Source organism: Nocardiopsis akebiae, from assembly GCF_018316795.1.
Lineage (GTDB): Bacteria > Actinomycetota > Actinomycetes > Streptosporangiales > Streptosporangiaceae > Nocardiopsis > Nocardiopsis dassonvillei.
This window is the reverse complement of sequence record NZ_CP074132.1, coordinates 461941-481478: the sequence shown is the minus strand read 5'-3', so window position 1 is coordinate 481478 and position 19538 is coordinate 461941. Positions and strand designations below refer to the sequence as shown.

13 protein-coding genes are annotated in these 19538 nt (G+C 74.2%); 2 read left to right on the top strand and 11 right to left on the bottom strand.

The window, feature by feature from the left end:
• Positions 1–12: 12 nt before the first annotated feature.
• The 5 genes from KGD83_RS02095 to KGD83_RS28920 all read right to left on the bottom strand — a co-directional run bounded on the left by KGD83_RS02095 (position 13) and on the right by KGD83_RS28920 (position 9913).
• Positions 13–1095 carry a ribonucleotide-diphosphate reductase subunit beta gene (locus KGD83_RS02095; RefSeq protein ID WP_013155602.1) on the bottom strand — a complete coding sequence of 361 codons (1083 nt, stop codon included), beginning with the start codon at positions 1093–1095 and terminating at the stop codon, positions 13–15.
• A gap of 154 nt (positions 1096–1249) precedes the next feature.
• On the bottom strand, positions 1250–3826 hold the full coding sequence (locus KGD83_RS02090; RefSeq protein WP_212642272.1) for a ribonucleoside-diphosphate reductase subunit alpha: 2577 nt from the start codon (positions 3824–3826) through the stop codon (positions 1250–1252).
• A gap of 770 nt (positions 3827–4596) precedes the next feature.
• Entirely contained in the window at positions 4597–5169 is a 573-nt protein-coding gene (locus tag KGD83_RS02085) for a tetratricopeptide repeat protein (RefSeq protein ID WP_212644232.1), read from the bottom strand.
• Positions 5170–5198: 29 nt separating this feature from the next.
• Entirely contained in the window at positions 5199–6932 is a 1734-nt protein-coding gene (locus KGD83_RS02080) for an NYN domain-containing protein (protein ID WP_212644231.1), read from the bottom strand.
• 197 nt (positions 6933–7129) lie between these two features.
• Positions 7130–9913, bottom strand: a complete 2784-nt coding sequence (locus KGD83_RS28920; RefSeq protein ID WP_212642271.1) for a sigma-70 family RNA polymerase sigma factor — start codon at positions 9911–9913, stop codon at positions 7130–7132.
• Between the two features lie 200 nt (positions 9914–10113).
• On the opposite strand from KGD83_RS28920, the gene KGD83_RS02070 reads away from it, so the two are divergent.
• A complete protein-coding gene (locus tag KGD83_RS02070) occupies positions 10114–10857 on the top strand; it encodes a hypothetical protein (protein ID WP_212642270.1) in 744 nt (247 codons plus the stop codon).
• Between the two features lie 263 nt (positions 10858–11120).
• Here the strand turns inward: KGD83_RS02070 and KGD83_RS02065 are convergent, their stop codons facing one another.
• The 6 genes from KGD83_RS02065 to KGD83_RS02040 form a co-directional block, all read right to left on the bottom strand.
• Positions 11121–12125, bottom strand: coding sequence for a hypothetical protein (locus KGD83_RS02065; protein ID WP_212642269.1), 1005 nt, complete (start codon positions 12123–12125; stop codon positions 11121–11123).
• 1247 nt (positions 12126–13372) lie between these two features.
• Positions 13373–14311: an ATPase gene (locus KGD83_RS02060; RefSeq protein WP_212642268.1), complete on the bottom strand. Its 939-nt coding sequence runs from the start codon at positions 14309–14311 to the stop codon at positions 13373–13375.
• Positions 14312–14322: 11 nt separating this feature from the next.
• The gene (gene eccD, locus KGD83_RS02055; protein WP_212642267.1) at positions 14323–15648 is read right to left on the bottom strand and encodes a type VII secretion integral membrane protein EccD; all 1326 of its coding nucleotides are present in this window, start codon (positions 15646–15648) and stop codon (positions 14323–14325) included.
• 124 nt (positions 15649–15772) lie between these two features.
• Entirely contained in the window at positions 15773–16750 is a 978-nt protein-coding gene (locus tag KGD83_RS02050) for a TNT domain-containing protein (protein WP_212642266.1), read from the bottom strand.
• Between the two features lie 46 nt (positions 16751–16796).
• A complete protein-coding gene (locus KGD83_RS02045; RefSeq protein ID WP_013155612.1) occupies positions 16797–17093 on the bottom strand; it encodes a pore-forming ESAT-6 family protein in 297 nt (98 codons plus the stop codon).
• 27 nt (positions 17094–17120) lie between these two features.
• Positions 17121–17450 carry a hypothetical protein gene (locus KGD83_RS02040; protein WP_212642265.1) on the bottom strand — a complete coding sequence of 110 codons (330 nt, stop codon included), beginning with the start codon at positions 17448–17450 and terminating at the stop codon, positions 17121–17123.
• A gap of 564 nt (positions 17451–18014) precedes the next feature.
• Here KGD83_RS02040 and KGD83_RS02035 point away from each other — a divergent pair.
• Positions 18015–19448: a DUF6177 family protein gene (locus KGD83_RS02035; protein WP_212642264.1), complete on the top strand. Its 1434-nt coding sequence runs from the start codon at positions 18015–18017 to the stop codon at positions 19446–19448.
• Positions 19449–19538: the final 90 nt, after the last annotated feature.

The following is a 19538-nucleotide window of genomic DNA, read 5'->3' as shown; positions in this document are numbered from 1 at the left end:
CCTCCGGCTCCTCTAGTCCCAGTCCAGGCCGCCGCCGGTCTGGTACTCGATGACGCGGGTCTCGAAGAAGTTCTTCTCCTTCTGGAGGTCCATCATCTCGCTCATCCACGGGAACGGGTTCTCCGTCTCACCGAAGATGGGCGCCAGGCCGATCTGCTCGGCCCGGCGGTCGGTGATGAAGTGCATGTACTTCTCGCACAGCTCGGCGTTGAGGCCGAGCACGCCGCGCGGCATGGTCTCGCGGCCGTAGGCCACCTCCAGCTCGCAGGCCTCGGTGAGCATCTGCCGGACCTCGGCCTGGAACTCCTCGCTCCACAGGTGCGGGTTCTCGATCTTGATCTGGTTGATCACGTCGATGCCGAAGTTCAGGTGGATCGACTCGTCGCGCAGGATGTACTGGTACTGCTCGGCGATGCCGACCATCTTGTTGCGGCGGCCCAGCGACAGGATCTGCGCGAAGCCGGTGTAGAACCACATGCCCTCGAAGATCACGTAGAAGGCCACGAGGTCGCGCAGGAAGGCCTGGTCGGCCTCCGGGGTGCCCGTGCGGAACTCCGGGTTCTCCAGGTTCTGCGTGTACTTGAGCGCCCAGGCGTCCTTGGCGGTGATCGAGGGGACCTCGCGGTACATGTTGAAGAGCTCGCCCTCGTCCAGGCCGAGGCTCTCGCAGATGTACTGGAAGGTGTGGGTGTGCACCGCCTCCTCGAAGGCCTGGCGCAGCAGGTACTGGCGGCACTCGGGGTTGGTGAGCTGCCGGTACACGGCCAGCACGATGTTGTTGGCCACCAGCGACTCGGCGGTGGCGAAGAAGCCGAGGTTGCGCTTGAGCATGAGGCGCTCGTCCTCGGTCAGCCCGTCCCTGGACTTCCACAGCGCGATGTCGGCCTGCATGGCGACCTCGGTGGGCATCCAGTGGTTGTTGCAGCCCGCGAGGTACTTCTCCCACGCCCACGTGTACTTGAGCGGGAGCAGCTGGTTGACGTCGGCGCGGGCGTTGATCATCGCCTTGTCGTCGACGTTGACGCGCTCGGCGTCGCGCTCGATCTCGCCGAGGCCGCTGGTGGCGCTCGCGCTGTTCTCGGAAACTGCGGTCATGCTGGGGTTTTTCCGTTCCCCGGACGTACCGGAAGAGTCGTGGCTGGGTGGAGGGGACGGACGCCTGCTCGGCCCGGGGCCCGCCGGGAGGGCGGGGGCGGCACGACGCCGCCCCCGCCCTCCGGCCGCCGCACGGGGCGCGCGGCCGCCGGTGCTACTGGCAGGCCTCGCACTCGGGGTCGTCGATCGAGCAGGCCTGGCCGTCGATGATCTCGAACTCGTCCTCGTCGGCCGCGCCGCCGGTGACGGGCTGCGGGCTCGGGGACGGGCTGGGCGCGGGGCTCGGCGTCGGAGCCGGGGCCGGGCTCGGCGCGGGCGAGGCGGCCGGGGCGGCGGGGGCGGCAGGGGTCGCGGCGACCGCGTTGAGGCGGCCGTCGGTGCCCTTGAGCGTGCTCTTCTCCACGTGGGTGGCGCTCTGCGAACGCAGGTAGTAGGTGGTCTTGAGACCGGAGCGCCACGCGCGGCGGTACAGCGAGTCCAGCTTCCTGCCGCTGGGGGCCGCCATGTACAGGTTCAGCGACTGGGCCTGGTCGATCCACTTCTGGCGGCGCGAACCGGCGTCCACCAGCCACTCGGGGTCCACCTCGAACGCGGTGGCGTAGAGGGCCTTGAGGTCGGCCGGGACGCGGTCGATGGCGCCCAGGCTGCCGTCGTGCATCTTCAGCGCGGAGACCATGTCGTCGTCCCACAGGCCGCGGGCCTTGAGGTCGCGCACCAGGTAGGGGTTGACCACGGTGAAGTCGCCGGACATGTTCGACTTGACGTACAGGTTGCGGTAGACCGGCTCGATCGACTGGCTCACGCCGGTGATGTTGGCGATGGTCGCGGTCGGGGCGATGGCCATGACGTTGGAGTTGCGCATGCCCGTGGCCTTGACGCGCTCGCGCAGCGAGTCCCAGTCCAGGGTCTCGCCCCGGTCCATGTCCAGGTCGCCGTCGCGCGACTCGGCCAGCAGGCGCAGCGAGTCGATCGGCAGCACGCCGCGGCTCCACAGGGAGCCCTCGAAGCTCTCGTAGGAGCCGCGCTCGGCGGCCAGCTCCATGGAGGCCTCGATGGCGTAGTAGCTGATCAGCTCCATGCTCTCGTCGGCGAAGGAGACCGCGCCGTCGGAGGCGAACGGGGTGCGCAGCTTGAACAGCGCGTCCTGGAAGCCCATGAGGCCCAGACCCACGGGGCGGTGGCGCATGTTCGCGCGGCGCGCCTCGGGGATCGTGTAGAAGTTCACGTCGATGACGTTGTCGAGCATGCGCACGGCGGTGCGGACGGTGCGGCGCAGGCGCTCGGCGTCCAGGCCGTCCGGGCCCGTGTGCTGGGCCAGGTTGACCGAGCCCAGGTTGCAGACCGCGACCTCGTCGGCGCTGGTGTTCAGCGTGATCTCGGTGCACAGGTTGGAGGAGTGCACCACGCCGACGTGCTGCTGCGGCGAGCGCAGGTTGGACGGGTCCTTGAAGGTGATCCACGGGTGCCCGGTCTCGAACAGCATGGTCAGCATGCGCCGCCACAGGTCGACGGCCGGGATGGTCTTGGAGACCTTGATCCGGCCCGCGGCGGCCTCGGCCTCGTAGTGGGCGTAGGCCTCGGCGAACTCGGCGCCGTACTTGTCGTGCAGGTCGGGGACCTCGTCCGGCGAGAACAGGGTCCAGTCGCCGCCCTGCTCCACGCGCTGCATGAACAGGTCCGGAACCCAGTTCGCGGTGTTCATGTCGTGGGTGCGGCGGCGCTCGTCACCGGTGTTCTTGCGGAGGTCGAGGAACTCCTCGATGTCGATGTGCCAGGTCTCCAGGTAGGCGCACACCGCGCCCTTGCGCTTGCCGCCCTGGTTGACCGCGACGGCGGTGTCGTTGGCGATCTTCAGGAACGGCACGACGCCCTGGCTCTTGCCGTTGGTGCCGCGGATGTGCGAGCCCAGGCCGCGCACCGGGGTCCAGTCGTTGCCGAGGCCGCCGGAGTACTTGGACAGCATCGCGTTGTTGCTGATGCCGTGGAAGATGGCCTGGAGGTCGTCGCCCACGGTGGTGAGGAAGCAGGAGGACAGCTGCGCCCGCACGGTGCCCGAGTTGAACAGGGTGGGCGTGGAGGCCATGAAGTCGAACGAGGACAGCAGCTCGTAGAACTCGATGGCGCGGGCCTCGCGGTCGTCCTCGTTGAGGGCCAGGCCCATCGCCACCCGCATGAAGAACGCCTGCGGCAGCTCGTAGCGCACCTCGTCGCTGTGCAGGAAGTAGCGGTCGTAGAGGGTCTGGATGCCCAGGAAGGTGAACTGCTCGTCGCGCTCAGGGCGCAGCGCGGCGCCCAGGCGGGCCAGGTCGAACTTGGCCAGGGCCGGGTCGAGCTGGCCGAGGTCGATGCCGCGGCCGACGTAGGCGGCGAGGTAGGCGGCGTAGCGCTCGCCCATCTCGGACTGTCCGGCGGCGTCGGGGGCACCGCTGATGAAGGTGAGGGCCTCGCGGCGCAGCTTGTCCAGCAGCAGGCGGGCGGCCACGTAGGAGTAGTCCGGGTCGACCTCCACGAAGCTGCGGGCGGCCATGACCAGGGCGAGCTCCACCTCGGCGTCGGAGATGCCGGGGTAGAAGCCGCGCCGGGCCTCGGTGAGGACCTTCTCCGCCGAAACACCGGTGAGCCGCGCACAGGCCTCGGCTACGACGTGCTCGATCCGGTCGACGGCGGCGGGGGGGTTGCCGTCCCTGCTGGACCGAACGGATGCGGGCACGGCCTCGACGTCAAGGGTCATACAGCGGCTCCAACCTCGATAGAAGAGTCCCGGCGGGGAGGGGACGAGAAGCGAGGGTCGCGCGGCGCTCCCGGCGGACCGGCGCACTGGGTGCGCTCGGTCGTCCGGCCGGCGGGCCGCGGCGGCTCGTTCTCGAAGCCCCGTCGTCGGCACACACTCAGGTGTGCATCACCGGTGGCGGGTGCGCGGGGACCACGGCACTGGGGATTCCGCGGGGGTTCCCGGTACCTGTGACGGCCTCTTCGTCCACTCACCGCTGCGGGGACGGCCCGGCTCGCACCGGGTCCCCTCTGCCTCACCCCGAGGGGTGAACCACCAGCGGGAGAGATACTACATCTAGGGGATGGTGCGTTGGAACACCGCAAGATGATGGCGTGTCATCGATTTCTCAGGTTCTTCGACGATTGTCGAACACACCCTGGAGGCGTGGTATGAGGGGCTCTGGGAGGCCCGTCGGCGCGGGGGCTGAGCGCCCCGCCGGGGCGGCCCTGAGGCGGCCCGACACAGCCTAGGTCGTCGCCGGGGGCGCCCGCACCAGGCCCCGTCCGCGCCACCGCCCCAGTCGGCCCGCAACGCCCGCGCACGGGGGCCGCACGGCTTCGTGGAACCTGGCGTACCCGGTCGTGCGGCCGCGGCTTCGGGGCGCCGCGGAAAAGCGCTCCGGGCGGGGTCGTCCCGGGCGTGTCGCGGCCACCGGGAAGGGAAACGTCGGAAACCTCACTCACCGCGGCCGGGGCCGGCCGCGGCGGCGGACGAACGCGGCGCGGCCCTCACCCGGCGTCGAGCCGCCGGTCCAGGTCGTCCTCGTCCAGGCCCAGGTCGACGCGGACGCGGAACCGGATCCGCAGCAGCTCCAGCAGCAGGTCGTGGACGTAGGGCGAGGAGTCCAGCCCGAGGAAGCGGTGCGCGCCGACCGTGGCCCAGCGCTCGGCGCCCTCCAGGTCGTCGTGCGCGTACAGCGCCTCGGCGACGTGGATGTAGGTCTGGAGCCCCGGGGGCTCCTCGTTCTCCAGGCGTTTGAGGTGGGCGTAGGCCGACCCGACCTCGTTCAACTGCAGCAGCGCACCGACGCTGAGGGCTCGCGCGTCGATCACCGTGGGGCCGCCGTCGTCGATCGCCCTCTGGTAGGCCGAGCAGGCGCGCTCGAACTCCTGGGCGATCTCCCACTGCTCCCCCGCGCGCACGAACAGCTCCGCGCGGGAGATCTCGCTTCCGGCGTCGACCCGGTTGGCCAGGTCCATGAGCTGGGCGGCGACCCGTCCGTGCTCACCGGACCGGACGGCGTGGAATTCCAAACGGTCGAGTTCTGCCGTCGTCACGTGGGTCAACCGCATCGCCCCCATCACCTACTCGCACTCCCCGCGCAAGGATCTCAGGGCCTGGCACGCTCCAGTGCCTGCCAGAACCCCTGGCGCAGTCCGTCCCGGACCTCGTCACGCAACAGGTGGTCGATCGGCAGCGAGGAACCCTGGAGCAGACGCGCCTCCAGGTCGGAGGGCATCCGGGGCCTGCGGGCGAGGACGGCCTCGACCCACAGGGCGGGCGCCTCGCGGGCGATCGACTCCGCGAAGTCGTTCCCTTCTTTGTGCGCAACATGCACCGCTTCGTCAACGGTATGCGTGGCGGGACGCGTCTGCTGGGGATATCCAGGACTGGGACGCGGTTCCCGGTGGTCGCCGGTGGAGAACCGGCTGTCGTGTTCGGGACCAGTAGGCTGCGGTCCCCCGTAGGAGGGGGCCGCCCCACCGCGTTGAGCGGTGTCAGTTTCCGTACTGGTCCCATAGGTAGGGTTTGCGTCGTTCGCACCCCCGAAACCGGGGTTGTCCCCCGGGCCGAACCTGGGGTCCTGGGGCGGCGCGCTCCTCTGCGGTGGCGCGTGCCCCGGTTGGCCGTGCCCCGGTTGGCCGTGCCCCGGCTGGCCGTGCCCCGGTTGGCCGTGCTGGCCCGGTTGCAGGGGCTGCCCCTCCTGGGAGAACGAGCGCTGCGGCCCGGTCCCGCCGGAGAAGGACTGCTGTGGCCCGGTTCCGCTGGCGAAGGACTGCTGCGGCCCCGTCATGTGCTGCTGCGGTGGCGGTGCCTGTCTCGCCGGCAGCCCGTAGCCGCCCTGGTCGGCCCCGCGCAGCGACTGGTGCCCCCCGGTGACGGGGTAGCCCCCCTGGCCACCCGGCGCCGGGTGCCCCCCGGTCATCGAGGCGCCCGGATAGGCGCCGTTGCCGCCCACGTTCGGCGGGACCTGGCCGCCGGAGGGGAAGCCGTTGGCGTCGATCGGGCCGGACTGCTGGTTGTCCGTGTTCGGCCCGGCCAGGTGGTCCCCGCCGCCGCGCTGCTGGGCGAGGGACCTGCGCATGGCGCGCAGCTGGTCCATGGCGCTGCCCTGGGGGACGGGCTGGCCGCCGGTTCCGGCGAACATCGCGTCCAGGCCGACGGCCGATGAGGAGGCCGACTCCACCCGGTTGCCGCCGGGCTGCGCCGCCGCGACGGGCTGCCTCGGGGTCTCGGGCGCCGAGCGGGCGCGGCCGTTGGAGAACGGCGTGGTGGTCTTGGCCGCGGTCTCCTGGGTGGAGCCGCCGCTGGAGAGCAGGTTGACGTGCGGGCGCAGGTGGCCCGCGCCGATCTCGATGAGGTCGTCGCACTCGCGGCGCAGGGCCCGGGAGATGGTCCAGTTGCCCTCGACGGAGACGTGCACGACGGTGACGCGCACGCCCATGTCCTGTACGTCGGCGACGACCGGCGCCATGTCCTCGTCCCCGCTGACCAGGACGGCGTCGCACAGGACGCCGGTACGGGCCAGCGTGGTGAGGTCGCGCTGGACGTAGCCCTCGACGCCCTCGCGGCGGCCGGGCCTTATCCGCGCGCCGCGGAACTTGATACCGGGGATGTCGGCGATGCCGTCCTGCTCCTGGGTCCGCCGGTCGTCGGCGACCGCCTCGTACCAGTAGCAGCGCAGGAGCGGCAGGCCGGTGCGGTCCCGCGCGACCTCGTTGAGGAACTGGACGAGACCGGTGTAGTCCCAGGAGACGGAGTCCCGGTTGCGGGTTCCGTGCACTGCCATCGCGCCGTCCGCGAGAAGGTACCCCGCGTCAACGAACAACGCGCAGCGGTCCACTGGCACCGACCCCCTTCCCTGTTGTCTCTGGGCCATGTCCATGACCGGGCCACAGCCTAGCCAAGTCTGTCTGGTTTTGCGTGCCCCTTGTGGATACACAGAGTTATCGGACTGCTACGCACAGGCGGTTTTCCGGAGGGGTCCGGGGCTGCGCAGCGGCCGGACAGGCCCGGACGGGGTGGGTGGAACCCCGTGCCTCAACTACGCATGGGAGCCGTCAGGACCACCGCCCCCACCATCACGGCGTCCTGTTCCGTCAGGATTCGGATGTCCGTTTCTCGGCCAAGTACTGAGTCGAATCGGACCACGTCGGTGCCGAACGCGAGCGGGTCGCCCACCGCGCCGCGGGCGGACCCGGTGAACGCGTTGTCCGCCCGCCCGTGGCCGCCGACCGGTGCCGCCGCCGCACCGTCCACGGTCACCCGGTCCCCTCCCAGGTCGGGGTCGCCCTCCCAGGCCACCACGTCGATCCGTGCGGGTACGGCGGCGGGCAGCAGGCCCGACACCGCGAAGGGGCCGCCCCCGTCGCCCTGGAAGGAGACCCGGGTGTCGTCGAGGACCATCACCTGGTTTCGGGTGCCCACCCGGGGGTCCTCCAGCACGACCACGAGGCTCCAGCCCGCGTAGTGGCCGCGGCCCTCCCGCACGGGGGCGTCGCCGACCCACCACTGGCCGCCGCCCTGAGCCCGCACCAGGTCCGTGACCTCGGCGAACGCCTGGTAGGCGGGGTAGCCGGGCAGCTCGGCGACACGGTTGCCCGCGGCCTCGACGGTGCGGTAGTCCGCCATGCCCGGACCCTTGACCCGGACGGAGGGGGAGTCGGGCGTCCCGGTCCCGGAGAAGTAGAGCCCCGCCCAGCGCACCCGGCCGCCCTCGGGGAGCTCCCAGGTCGCGGAACTGGAGGAGGTGGTGGAGGGGTCGTCGTCGGCGTCCAGCGGGACCATCGTCCAGTGGTCGTTGTCCAGGTGCGTTCCCTGGCGCAGCCTGGCGCGGGCGCAGGGGCCGTCCTGTGCCCGGGGAGCGTCGTGGAATCCTGGGGTGTCGTGGGTTCCGGTGGCGCCGTGGGCCACCGTCGCCGGGCCGCGGACACCGTGGCCCGCCGCGCCTACGGAGAACGGGTCGCGCACCGTTTCCGTGGGCACATCGTTGTCCGGCGCACCCGCTGTACCGTCAGGAGCCCCTTCGCCCTCGTGCTGACCGGGGACCACATCCTCCTCCGCGGTCGCCTCGGCTTCCGGCGGCTCCGTGCTCGGGGAGGCGGGGGCCTCCGGAGCGGAAGAGGGCTCCGGGCGCGGTTCGGTCCCGGCGCCCGGCGGGCGCGGGTCGGGGGCGTACGGCCAGTCCCACCACGGCCACGGCCAGCGGCCCGTCCGCTCCGGTTCGACGCAGGTCATCAGGGCGTTGCCGACGCTCTCGGCGCGTACCCGGCCCGCCGTGGCGTAGCGGGCCGCGACGCCCTGCGCGCTCACGCCCCGCTCCCCCGTCGCCTCGGCGGTCACGCCCGCCGCGGACACCGAGACCGCCGCCGGGACCCCGACCTCGGCGTCCGGGGCCACGCGCACGTCGATGAACTGGGTGCCGTCCTCCCCCGCCGCCATCCCCGGGTGGACGCACCGGCCTCCCCCGCTGCCCGCGGAGCAGCTCCAGTCGCCGTGCCCCGCCGCCGTGGGAAGCGAGGTGCCCGCACCGCCGGAGGAGACCATCTCCACGCCCGGCGGCAGGGTGAGCAGGGCGACGACCTCCTCGGCAGCGCCGCCGCCGATGTTGCGGACGTCCAGGACCATGATTCCCTCGCCGTCCGGGAGCAGGGAGCCGACCGGGTCGATCCCCGCGGCGAACCGCGGCCCCGGCTCCCGCGCCACCTCCTCCTCCGGTACGTCGGCGGGGGGCACCGCCGGGACCGGCTCGGCGGGCTCGGGCCGCTCGTCCGCTTCGGGGCGCGGCCGGTCGTTGGCCGGAGGAGAGGGCGGCGGCGCGTCCGGAGCGGGCCCGGGTGCCTCCGGAGCGGGCGGCGCCGGAGGCTCCCACGGGGCCGCCGCCGGGGGCGGCTGCTGTTCGGGAAGCGGTTCCGGCGCGCTGGTCAGGGCCAGGGCGACCGCGACCGCCACACCGGCCGCCGCCGTGCCTCCGGCCGCCGCCTGCTGCTGGCGGCGCGACATCCTCCCCCACCAGGCGCCCCCGGCCGGGGTGGCGGAGAGGTAGCCCGCCGCCCCCGCGCCCGCCACCAGCGGCAGGACGACGCCGCGCAGGCCGACGTTGACGTCGGCCAGCTCGGCGTAGACCGCGCGGCAGTCGGCGCAGCCGTCCATGTGCCTGTCGACCTTGGCCGTGTCGCGCCTGGACAGCCCCTCTCTGACGTGGGCGCCGAGCAGGCCGAGGGTCGGGCGGCAGGCCTCGGCGGCGTTCCCGCCCGCCAGGTGCATCTGCAGGTACGCCTGCCGCAGGCCCTCCCGCGCCCGGTAGGCGAGGGCTGCGACGCCGTTCGGCTTCATGCCGAGCACGTCCGCGACCTCGGCCGGTTTGGCCCCCTCGATCTCGGTGTGCCAGAGCACCGACTGCCAGCGCTCGGGGAGGGAGAGGAAGGCCCGGGCGATGAGGGAGCGCTCCAGTCCCTCCAGCGCGGGGTCGACGAAGGGCTGACCGGGGACGAGGCTCTCCATGTCGTCGGTGACGACCTGTCGCCTCTCCCCGCGCCCCCGGTCGTAGGCGGCGTTGCGAACGGCGGTGAGCAGGTAGGGGCGGAAGGAGTCCTGCGGCCCCCCTCCGCGCTGGATGACGCTGAGCACGCGGGTGAACGCCTCGGCGGCGGCGTCCTCCACCTCCGCCTCGCCGCGCAGCAGTTGCCGGGCCAGTCCGCGCGCCGCCGCGGCGTGGCGCTCGTAGAGGGTGGCGTAGGCGCCGGTGTCGCCGTTCCGCACCCACTGAATCAACTCACCGTCACCGACCAGAGTCTCTGTGTGATCGTCGGGGACGTCGTTCACCCGGCGTCCTTTCTGGGGAGTGCGCGCCGCGACCCGGGGAGGAGCCCCCGTCCGGCGCTGGAGGACACGTGCTCGAAAAATATCCCGCATTCGCGTCACAGCCGCCACCGATCTCCGTAATCAGGGGTGAGGGAGGACGGAACGCGCCGAGCGGACGCGGACCCGCCTCCGCGGCAGGACCGACGGACGGGAGCGACGCCATGGGAGATGCCGAGGTGAGGACCGGGACGCGCGACCGTACGGCCCGTGCCCGGGAACTGCGCGCGCCGTGGGGCCGGCGGAGCCGGGAGGCGGGGTGGGACCCGCCCGAGAGCTGGTGGACGCCCGCCGTGGACGCGGTGTGCGGGGCATTCGCGTCGGGGGACGACCTGGCCGGTCCCTGCGGTCTCCTGGGCGGGGCGCGGGCGCGTTCGGGGGTGGGGATCGGGCAGAGCCTGGACGACCTGTCGGCGTTCACCTCGGTGGCGGGCTGGCGGAGCCCGCCGCCGGTCCTGGTCCGGGCGCTGGCCGAGGGGTGGGCGGACGCGGGGCGCGGCTGGGACACCTGCCAGGACCCGCTGACCGGCCTGGCCACCGCGGAGTACCTGCGGACCCGGCTCGGTGAGCTGTACCGGCACACCGGAGACGGGGCGCCGCCCGCCTCGGGGCACCGGTTCGTGGTCGTGGCGCTGGACCCGGGGATCGACCCGTGGCGGCGCACCGCGCGGTTGATCGTGCTCGGCCACGAACTGCGCGGGTTCTTCACGCGCGGGGAGTCGGTGTGCCTGCTGGCCCGGGGGCGGATCGCGGTGGTGGCCCCCGAGTCCGCGGACCTGGACGGCGAACTGGACGCGCTGCGCCGGGGGACCTGCTGGGAGCACGGGGCGGCCGTGTGGACGGTGCCCCTGCCCGCCAGCCACGGGGAGGCGATGGCCCTGATCGGGGAGCTGGAGGAGAGGAGATGACCTGAGGACGCCGTCCCAGCGCCGCGAGGCCCCGGCCTGAGCGGCCCGGCGCGGGACGGCCGAGCCGACCGGACCGGTGCTTCGCCGAGGGGACGGACCCGGACGGTCGGCGCCCGCCGGACCGGGTTGTCCGGGTTCTCTGGCCCGTGGAAGGGCGGCCCGTGAACCGGCCCGGCGGATGGGGGGCGCCGTACGGCGTCTCCGGAGGCGCGTCCGCAAGGGGAGGCGGGCGCGCCTCCCCCTGCCGCCACCCGACCACGGGTTCATCCCAGGTTGAGGCGTCCTCCGGTCACCGTGAAGACGGCCCGGCGCCAAGGGGAGGCCGGAACGCTCCTCACGGCGGCGATCCTCTGCTCGTATCCGCCCTGCACGGGAGTGCGTCCGTGGCCCACGGCGTCGATCCAGGACTCGATTCCCAGCGCCGAGGAGGACTGCGCCGAGGGGGCCTGTGCCGGGGCCTCGGTGGACGGGGGTTTCGCGGCCGGGGCGTACGGGGCCGGGGCGTACGGGGTCGGCGGGTCCACGCGGCCCTCGGCGCGCAGGACGCTGCGACCGGGTTCCGGCTGCCCCGCGCCCGCGTAGGGCGCGGCCGGAATGTCCGGGAACCCGGCGGGCTCCGGTGACCGGCCGCCGTAGGTGAAGTACGGAGCGGCCTGCTCCGCCTCCCCGGCTCCGGTAGGAGCGGACTCCCGCCAGGCGCTCGGCGAGGGGCGTCCGGTGGCCTCCGCGGAACCGGCCTCCTGCGGCGCGGGTCCGCTGACGGCGGCGCCCGCCTCGGGGGGCACATCCGTGGGCCGGGCGGGGTCGGCGGTCTCGGAGTCCTCCGGACGGGGCTCCCCCGTCCCGGCGCCCGGCACGGAGGCGACCGGGCCGGGAGCGCTGCGGGAGTCGGCCGGGTCCACGGGCGGCGGGGCCTGGACGCGCGCGGTGTCCGTGTCGGGGAGCGCGGGTTCGGGGCCCTCGGCAGGGGGATCGGTTCCCTCCGGGCCGCTGGGCTCCGCCGCCTCCGGCTCGGATGCGGACGGGGAGACGCCCTGGTGGAGCGCAGGGCCGTGCTCCCGCGCGGCCTGGGGGGCGACCGGGTCCGGTGAGGTCTCCGAGGCCGTTGAGGTCTCCGGTGAGCCCGGGTCCTCCCCGGCCCGCGGGGTCTCCAGGCCCTCCTCCCGCGTCTTGCGGGCGCGCCGGTCGGCGCCCATGACCAGGAAGACGTCCGTCTCCTCCGCGTCCGGGTCCGGTGAGTCCCCCCCGCCTCCGGGGTTGACGGTCACGGGGTCCGCCGGGCGCGGCGGACCGACCCGCCGGGGCTCGCGGGTCGCGCCGGGAGGTACCGGCGGGCGCGACGCCTCGGCGGAGGGGGTGGTACCGAACCAGGCGCGGGCGGGCGGGAGCTCCTCCCGGGGCCGGGAGCCGGAGGGCGTGCCCCCGTGCGGCGGCGCTTCCCGTCCGCCCGGCGGTCTCCGGCCGTCCGTCCGCTCCTGTCCGCGCGGCGGCTCCGGCCGCGAGGGGGCCGACGGGGTCGCGGGAGGCGCGACCGACGCGCTCCGGTCCGCGGGCGCGGCCGGATCCGGCCGCGGCTGCCATGGCGCCTGCTGCCCCGGATGCGGCGGGGGCTGTGGCCGCTGCGACGGCTGCGACGGCTGCGACCAGGATGTCCGCTGTTCCGGCGGGCTCTGCGTTGGGCCGTGCCCGTACGGCTGGGGCCCCTGAGGCTGCTGGGGTTGCTCGGGAGGTACCGGAGGCTGCTGGGTCGCCGGTGCGGGCATGGGCGTCCCCGACAGGAAGGCCTCGGCTATCGAGTCCTGCGCGAAGGTGCGCGGCGTCGCCGTTCCGCCGGGCGGGGTGGGGGGCCGTTGCGGCCCGGAGCGGCCCGCCCAGGGCGCCCGGTTGGGGCCGGTCGGCTCGTGCGGCCTCGGCGGCTCGACGGCGTAGGGCGTCGGAGGAAGCGCTCCCGGTCCCGGATAGCCCGGCACACCGCCGGGCGGGGTGCCCTGGCCGTGTCCGGGCGCGTCGGGGAACCAGCCGCCGGACGGGGCTGGCTGCGGGCCGCTGGGCCCGCCCCGCTGGCCGTACGCGTGCTGGGGGCCGCTCGGAGGGCCCTGGTCGGCGCCGGGCCGCTGCGGACCGCTCGGCGGCCCCTGCGGACCTTGGGGAGGCTGCCCGCCCGGAGAGGGCTGCGGCCCGCTGGGCACCGCACCCCCACCCGGGAAACCCTGACCGGCGGCGGGCCGCCGCGGACCGCTCGGCACCGCGCCGCTCCCCCGCTGCCGGGCGTCGTGGCCGCCGGAAGGGGCGGGCTGGCCGTGCACCGGCCCGGCGTACCGTCCCGGTCCGCCCCCCGGCGCCTGCTGCCGATCTCCCTGAGCGGGGTCCCCGTGCGCGGGAGCCCCCGGCCGCCAGCCGGTCGGGTTCCCGGCGTCCGGCGGCGCGACCGGGTTCCCCCGGCCGTCGCGCTCGTCCCGGGTCTCCTGCTCCCCGGAAGGCGTTCCCCGCTCCGGCTCGGGTCGCTGCTCCACGGCTACTCCCCTCCTTCGACGCGGGCACGGACCGGCCCGGCGCCGTCCACCGAACGGTCCAGCGCCTCGGCCGCCACCAGCTGAACGGCCCGGTGGGTGGCCTCACGGATGAACCCGGGGCGCACGACCGTGCCCTGGGCCAGGTGCCGGTCGTGCGGCAGGACGATGACGGCCGCACCGCTCTCCGCGATGATCCCGGTCGTGCGGGCCACGTCGAACCCCCGGTCCTCACGCCGCCGTTCGTCGAAGACGACCACCACGGTCCGCCGTACCTCGTCCTGTCTGTCGCCCGCGACCAGCAGGTCCAGCTCGCGCCCGACCCGGATCGCGGCCTCCCGGGTCGCGCGGACCACGCGCACCCGTGCGTGGGCGGCCCCGCCGACGGCCTCCACGAACGCACCGCCCGACTCACCGGCCACGAGGGTCACTCCGAAGAACCGGGAGATCGGCAGCAGCCCGGACATGTAGGCCCCGGCCCCGTCCGGGGCGGCCCGCACCGTCCACAGGCGCTCGTTGGCCTCGCCGAGACTGGCCCGCACCGACTCGAAGCCGGCGGAGTCCACCCCGTCCAGGTCGCCGGGCTCGTCCAGGCCCAGCCGCTCGGCCAGCGACGGCGCCCGGCCGGTGGCGTCCACGGCCAGCACCCGGTCGTGGCGGAAGTGCGCCAGCGAGCGGGCGACCAGCGCGGTCACCACCGACGCGTCGGCGCCCGAACCCAGGTCGTCCACGACGATCCGGCGCCCGGTCGAGGTGGGGCGCTGCAACCGCCTCCCCAGCTCGATGGTGTCGGCCACCTCGTCCGCCGCCCGGAACGGGCGCAGCGCCGCCCGGCCGACGCGGCGCACCCAGCGGTCGCCGCGCACCGGGCGCGTCCCGGAGGCGGCCGGAGCGGCTCCGGCCTGGGAGGCCCCGCCCGGGGCCCGCGTCTGTGAGGCGTTCATCGTCCCCCCGCTCAGAAGGTCGTGAGGAGGCGCTGGAAGGTGCCGAACGCGCCGATCGCCAGGGGCACCAGTACGACGACGGCCACCGCCTCGAACCTGCTGGTGACCCCGCGCAGCCGCGCCCGCACGTGCTCGGGCTGCTCGATCGACAGCACCACCGCGGGAACGGCCGCCACCGCGACCGCGATCCCCAGCGCGGGCCACACCCCCCAGGGCACGGCCTCGGCCCAGGCGAGCAGGAAGGCCACCAGCACCACGAGGCTCGCGGCGATGAGCACCGACTTCTGCGCGACCAGCGGGAACAGCCGGGCCCGGCTGGCCACCACCAGGGCGAGCACCACCGACAGCCCCGCCGTCCACCAGTCGAAGTGGGTGGCCAGGCCGATCCCCGCCGTGGCCGCGGACACCGCCACCGCGATCGTGGCGATCACCAGGCTCCGGTGGGCACCCGCAACCGAGGTGAGCACGTCGCTCCGGGTCACCGCGTCCCCGGAGCTGCGCCGGTCGTCCAGGACCGCCAGTCCGGAGAACATCAGCGCCAGGCGGAGCAGCAGGCTCAGCAGCACCACGCAGGCCACCGCCATGACGACGGCGACCTGGTAGGCGGGCAGGCCCAGCGCCGCGCCCACCGACCACACGGACGCCAGGGCGAGCCCGACACCGCCGCCGGTCAGACCGCCCCTGCCCAGGCCCGACGTGAGCCCGAGCAGCAGGACCAGGCCCGCGACCAGGGCGGCACCGCCGCCCCAGCGGGCCCACTCGGGCCAGCCGAGCTGGTCGCAGGCCAGCCACAGGGCCAGTCCGCCGACCGCGGCGCCGCTGATCGCCAGCGCCGTGCCCAGGGGTTCCCGCCAGGTCGGGCCGATCGAAGCGCCCGCCGCCACCAGCACCGCGGCGACCGCGGCCAGTCCGACGAGGCCGCCGTTGCCGGAGAAGTGCCCCTGCACGATCCAGGCCGCGCCCACGGCGAGGGCGACCAGTGAGACGGTGGCGGTCCAGCGGGCCGCCACCGGGTTCCAGCGCCCCTGGTGGTCGTCCAGGGCCATCGAGACCGCCTCGGGAACCTCGTGCACCACCGGGGCGGGCACCGGTTCCTCCGCCCGGACCAGCCGCAGCACCGCGCCGTCGGTGATCTGCCGTTCCGCGAGCGTGGTGTCGCCCTCCAGGACGATCCCGGAGGCGGTCACCAGGTGCCGCAGTCTGGCGGGGTTCTCCACCTGGTCGCCGAGGAGGTCGAGCACCTCGGTCATGAGCGCGCCCACGGGCTCGCCCGAGGGCAGGACGGCGTCGACCCTGCGCTCCTCGCCGACGAGGGTCACGCGGCTCCAAGCGGTCATTGCCTTCCCATCCTCGCTCCTGCGTCACCGGTGGCCCTGGCCACCGCTCTCGGGTCCGGGGTCCGGGTCCCGGGGTTCGGTCGTGCCCTCCAGCCGGTCGGCGAGGGGGCTTGCGGCGCCGCGCCTAGCCGGGCACGTCGCTGACGGCGATGCGCTCCAGGTAGCCGTTGCCGATGAGCCAGCGGATCGTCGGAACGGCGGGTACCTCGGTGAACCCGGCCGTGTCGAGGGTGAAGCGGACGCCGCCGCCGGGGTGCTCCGCGCTCGCGGGGGCGCTGGTCGCGCTCACCTGGAAGGGGTGGATGACCCGGTAGCGGTGGTAGAGGTCCTCGCCGTCGGGGCCGGTGCGGGCGTGGTCGGGCAGACCGCGCTCACCGAAGGAGGTGCCGTCGGGGAACAGGTAGCGGCCGCTCTCCTGGCCGAAGGCGTCCACGACGTCGCCGACCGCGAGCCCGTGCAGGTAGGAACCGCCGCTGCGCTCCCGCAGACTCTCGCGCACCGTGGTGACCAGCTCCGCCGCGGCCTCGTCGGTCCGCCGCTCCTCTGCCTGGGTGAGGACGGTCGGCTCGGGCTCGGTGGTGGCCAGTTCCTGGTAGAGCCAGCGGGCCGCCTCGTCCTCGGTGGTGAACTCGGGTCCGGTGCGGCCCTGGTCGAAGTCCATGACGGCGGCGGACAGGTAGCCCTCCGCGTCCTGGCTGAGCAGGTAGTAGCTGTCGAGGGTCCCGGGCTCGGGTCGGGGGTCGCCCGGGAGCACGTACAGGCTCCCGGGGACCCCGGCCGCGTCCAGCTCCTCGCGCAGGTCGTCGAGCGTGACCTGCGCGCCGACCCAGTCTCCCGGCATGGGCGGGACGGCGTTGTTGGCCGGTCCCGACGCCTGCTGCTCCTGCTCCACCCGCTGGGCGCTGAGCTGGTTGCTGACGAAGGACCAGCCGACGGTGCCGCCGCAGATGACCGCGGCGAGGCAGGCGCTGATCGCCACCTTGCCGAAGTTCTCGTCCAGGCGGCGCCTGGTGCGCTGGCCGCCGAAGAGCACCGCCTCGCGCAGGCGCTGTCGGCGCACGGCGACGGACTCCAGCAGCTGACTGTCGTAGTCGCGTGCCAACCGTGCTCCTCACTGCCTCTCGTGCGTGTCCCGTGCCCGGGCGCGATCAGATGTTCATGACCGCGCTGTTGGCGCGGCTGAGGGTCTCCTGGGCGGTGGAGTCGTTGGTGGACAGCGTCTCGCGCACGAGCCGGATGATCTCGCGGACCTCGTTACCGGCGTTGTGCCACTTGAGCTCCTTGGCGCTGTACTCCTCGGACACGCCGGTGGCCTCGAACTCGGCCATGGCCTGGCTGACGTCGGTGTCGTGCTCGCCGATCAGGGTCTCGAGGCGGTTGGTGATCGACTGGATGTTGCCCTGGACCTCCTGGGAGGCACCGAGGTCGTAGGCGTTGTTGCTCATGGACGCTCCTTACGGGGGGTCAGGGGATCAGCGGAACTTGGCGGCGTCGAAGTTGGCCGAGCCCATGCTCTGGTTCGCGTCGTCGGCCATGGTCTGGTCACCGGTGACGAACGCGGCGTTCATGCCGCCCTGGCCCTCCTGGATGGAGCCGAGGCCCGCGCGCAGGTCCGCGGTGATGCCGTCGGCCCTGAGCTTGAAGGAGTCGAACGCGGCCTTGCCCGCGCCGTCGAACTTGCCGGACAGGGGCTCGGCGGCCTGGACGAGTTGCTGGATGAGGCTGCTCAGCTCGTCACCGGTGGTGCCGGTGCTCTGGGACAGGGTGGTCAGGGTGCTGTCGCCGATCTGCCAACGTGACAACTTTTCACCTGCTTTCCTCGGGGGTCCTCGCGAGGCTGTTCGCCTCCCGTGGGGGAGGACGCACGCGGAGTGCCCGTGGTTCGGAGGAAGATCCGCGACCGGGCAACGGACTGGATCCCCTCATAGGGGAGGATCTGCATCATACAAGTGGCCTCTGACGTAGGCCCAGGGATGATCCGCGCCTGTGGACGGCGGCCGGTGAACGGCGCGGACACCTGCGGCGGACCGGCCGGGCCCGTTCACTCACCGGGTCCTCCGGGGCGGGTGCCCCGGACGCGGCCGCTCCCCTTCCCTCCGTCGGCGCGTGGCCGTATCCGGCCAATCCGAACGCGGTCCCGGCACCGGCCGGAGCCCCTCCACCGTTACCCGGCCGCGGCTCCGAACGGGGTCGCGGGGACTGGTGACCGCACCCGCGACGTGCGCGCGGCCCCGTGCCACGGCGTTCCGATGCGCGGGGCGCCCCGCGACCGCCCGGGAAACGGCGCCCCGGGAGCGAACCCCGCGGGCGCGCCCGGGATCCCACCCTTCCGGTACCGTCCTCCCCCGGAGTGTTGAGGAGATCCCTTGAGCCACGACGCGGTCGCCCTCCTGGCCGGCCCTCCCGACCGGCGCGCCCTGACCAGGGCCCTGGTCGCCGCCGGACCGGACCTTCGGGTCCGGTTCGCGGCCGACGGCGCCGTGGTCGAACTGCTCGACTCCGGGGGCCGCCTGGTCGCCGCCGTGCAGGCGGCCCAGCGCCTTGCCCTGTCCGCCGAGGCCGAACGGCTCCTGGCCGACGGCGTGGTCGACGACCTGCCCGCCCAGCCCTACTGGGTGGAGGCGCGCGGCGCCGAACTCGCGGACACCGACACCGCCGGGGCCGTCGGCCGGTTCGTCCGCCACCTCGCGGACAGGCTCGGCGGAGTCGTGTGGGAGCCCCAGCCGCGGCTCTCCCGCGGCGACGCCTTCCTGGACGGCTCCACCGACCACCCCGCCGTCACCGCCCGCACCGACAAGGCCGCGGTGGTGGTGCAGGACCGCCCCCTGGTCCCCATGTCCCCCTGGATCGTGGACACCGTCGCCGCCCACGGGCGCGAGGGCCGGCGGCTCCAGGTCGTCACCCCCTCCACCAGCCGCCTCACCCACGCCCTGCACTCGGTGCTGGCCGGCCCCACCGCCCGCTGGGTTGTCCAGGCCCCCGACGGCGCCTACTACGACGGGTTCTCCGGGGTGCCCCTGGTCTGGGACGAACGGGAGGCCTTCGTCCTGGACCGGAGCGCCAGGGGCGAGGACGGGCCGCACGAGGCGTTCCGCGCCCGGGCGGCGGAGGCGGAGGAGACCGGCTCCCACCTGCTCGTCGAACTGAAGGCGGAGCACCCCGCGGACAACGGCCTGGTCCTGGGCGAGGCCGCCGAACTGCTCGCCGAGCGCCTGGGCGGCCGCGCCCCCGCGCTCTGGGGCACCAGCGAACCCCTCCCCCAGGAGTGGGACCGGACGGCGCTGACCCGGCTGTGCCGCGAACGCGCGCCCGGACAGACCTGGTTCGTGTTCACCGGCCCTCCCGAGGGCGTGCGCGAGGAGGGCGTGCTCCCCTTCAGCGGCACCCAGCGGGTGGCGCGCACCGCGCACGGGGTGCGGGAGAGCGTCTCGTTCGCGGTGGCCCGGCCCGCGGGCGAGGAGCACGACCTGGACGCCCTGTCGTCGGTGGTCCGTACACTCACCGAACGCGACGTGCTGCGGACCATGACGGTGCGGCGCGCCGCCGGGCGTCCGGACCTGACCCACCAGCCGCGCTGGTACGGCCTCCCCCTGCCGGTCGGCCTGGCCGTCGGGGTGGAGGGCGTCTCCTCGATCGGCACCGACCGGGCGCTGTCCGCTCCCGTGCGAGGGGTGCCGTTCGGACCGCCGCTCACGCCCTCGGTCTGGTACCGGGTCGGGGACGGCACCGAGCCGGACGGCTGGCAGCGCTTCCGCGAGCTCATGGACCACCTGCACCCCGACGGCGCCCGCGCGGGCTGACCCGCGGACCCGGCCGTGCGCGCGGCCGTGCGCGCGGCCGGGCGCCCGCAGGGGCCGTCCACAGGCGGAAAGCCCCTCCGACACCGTCTT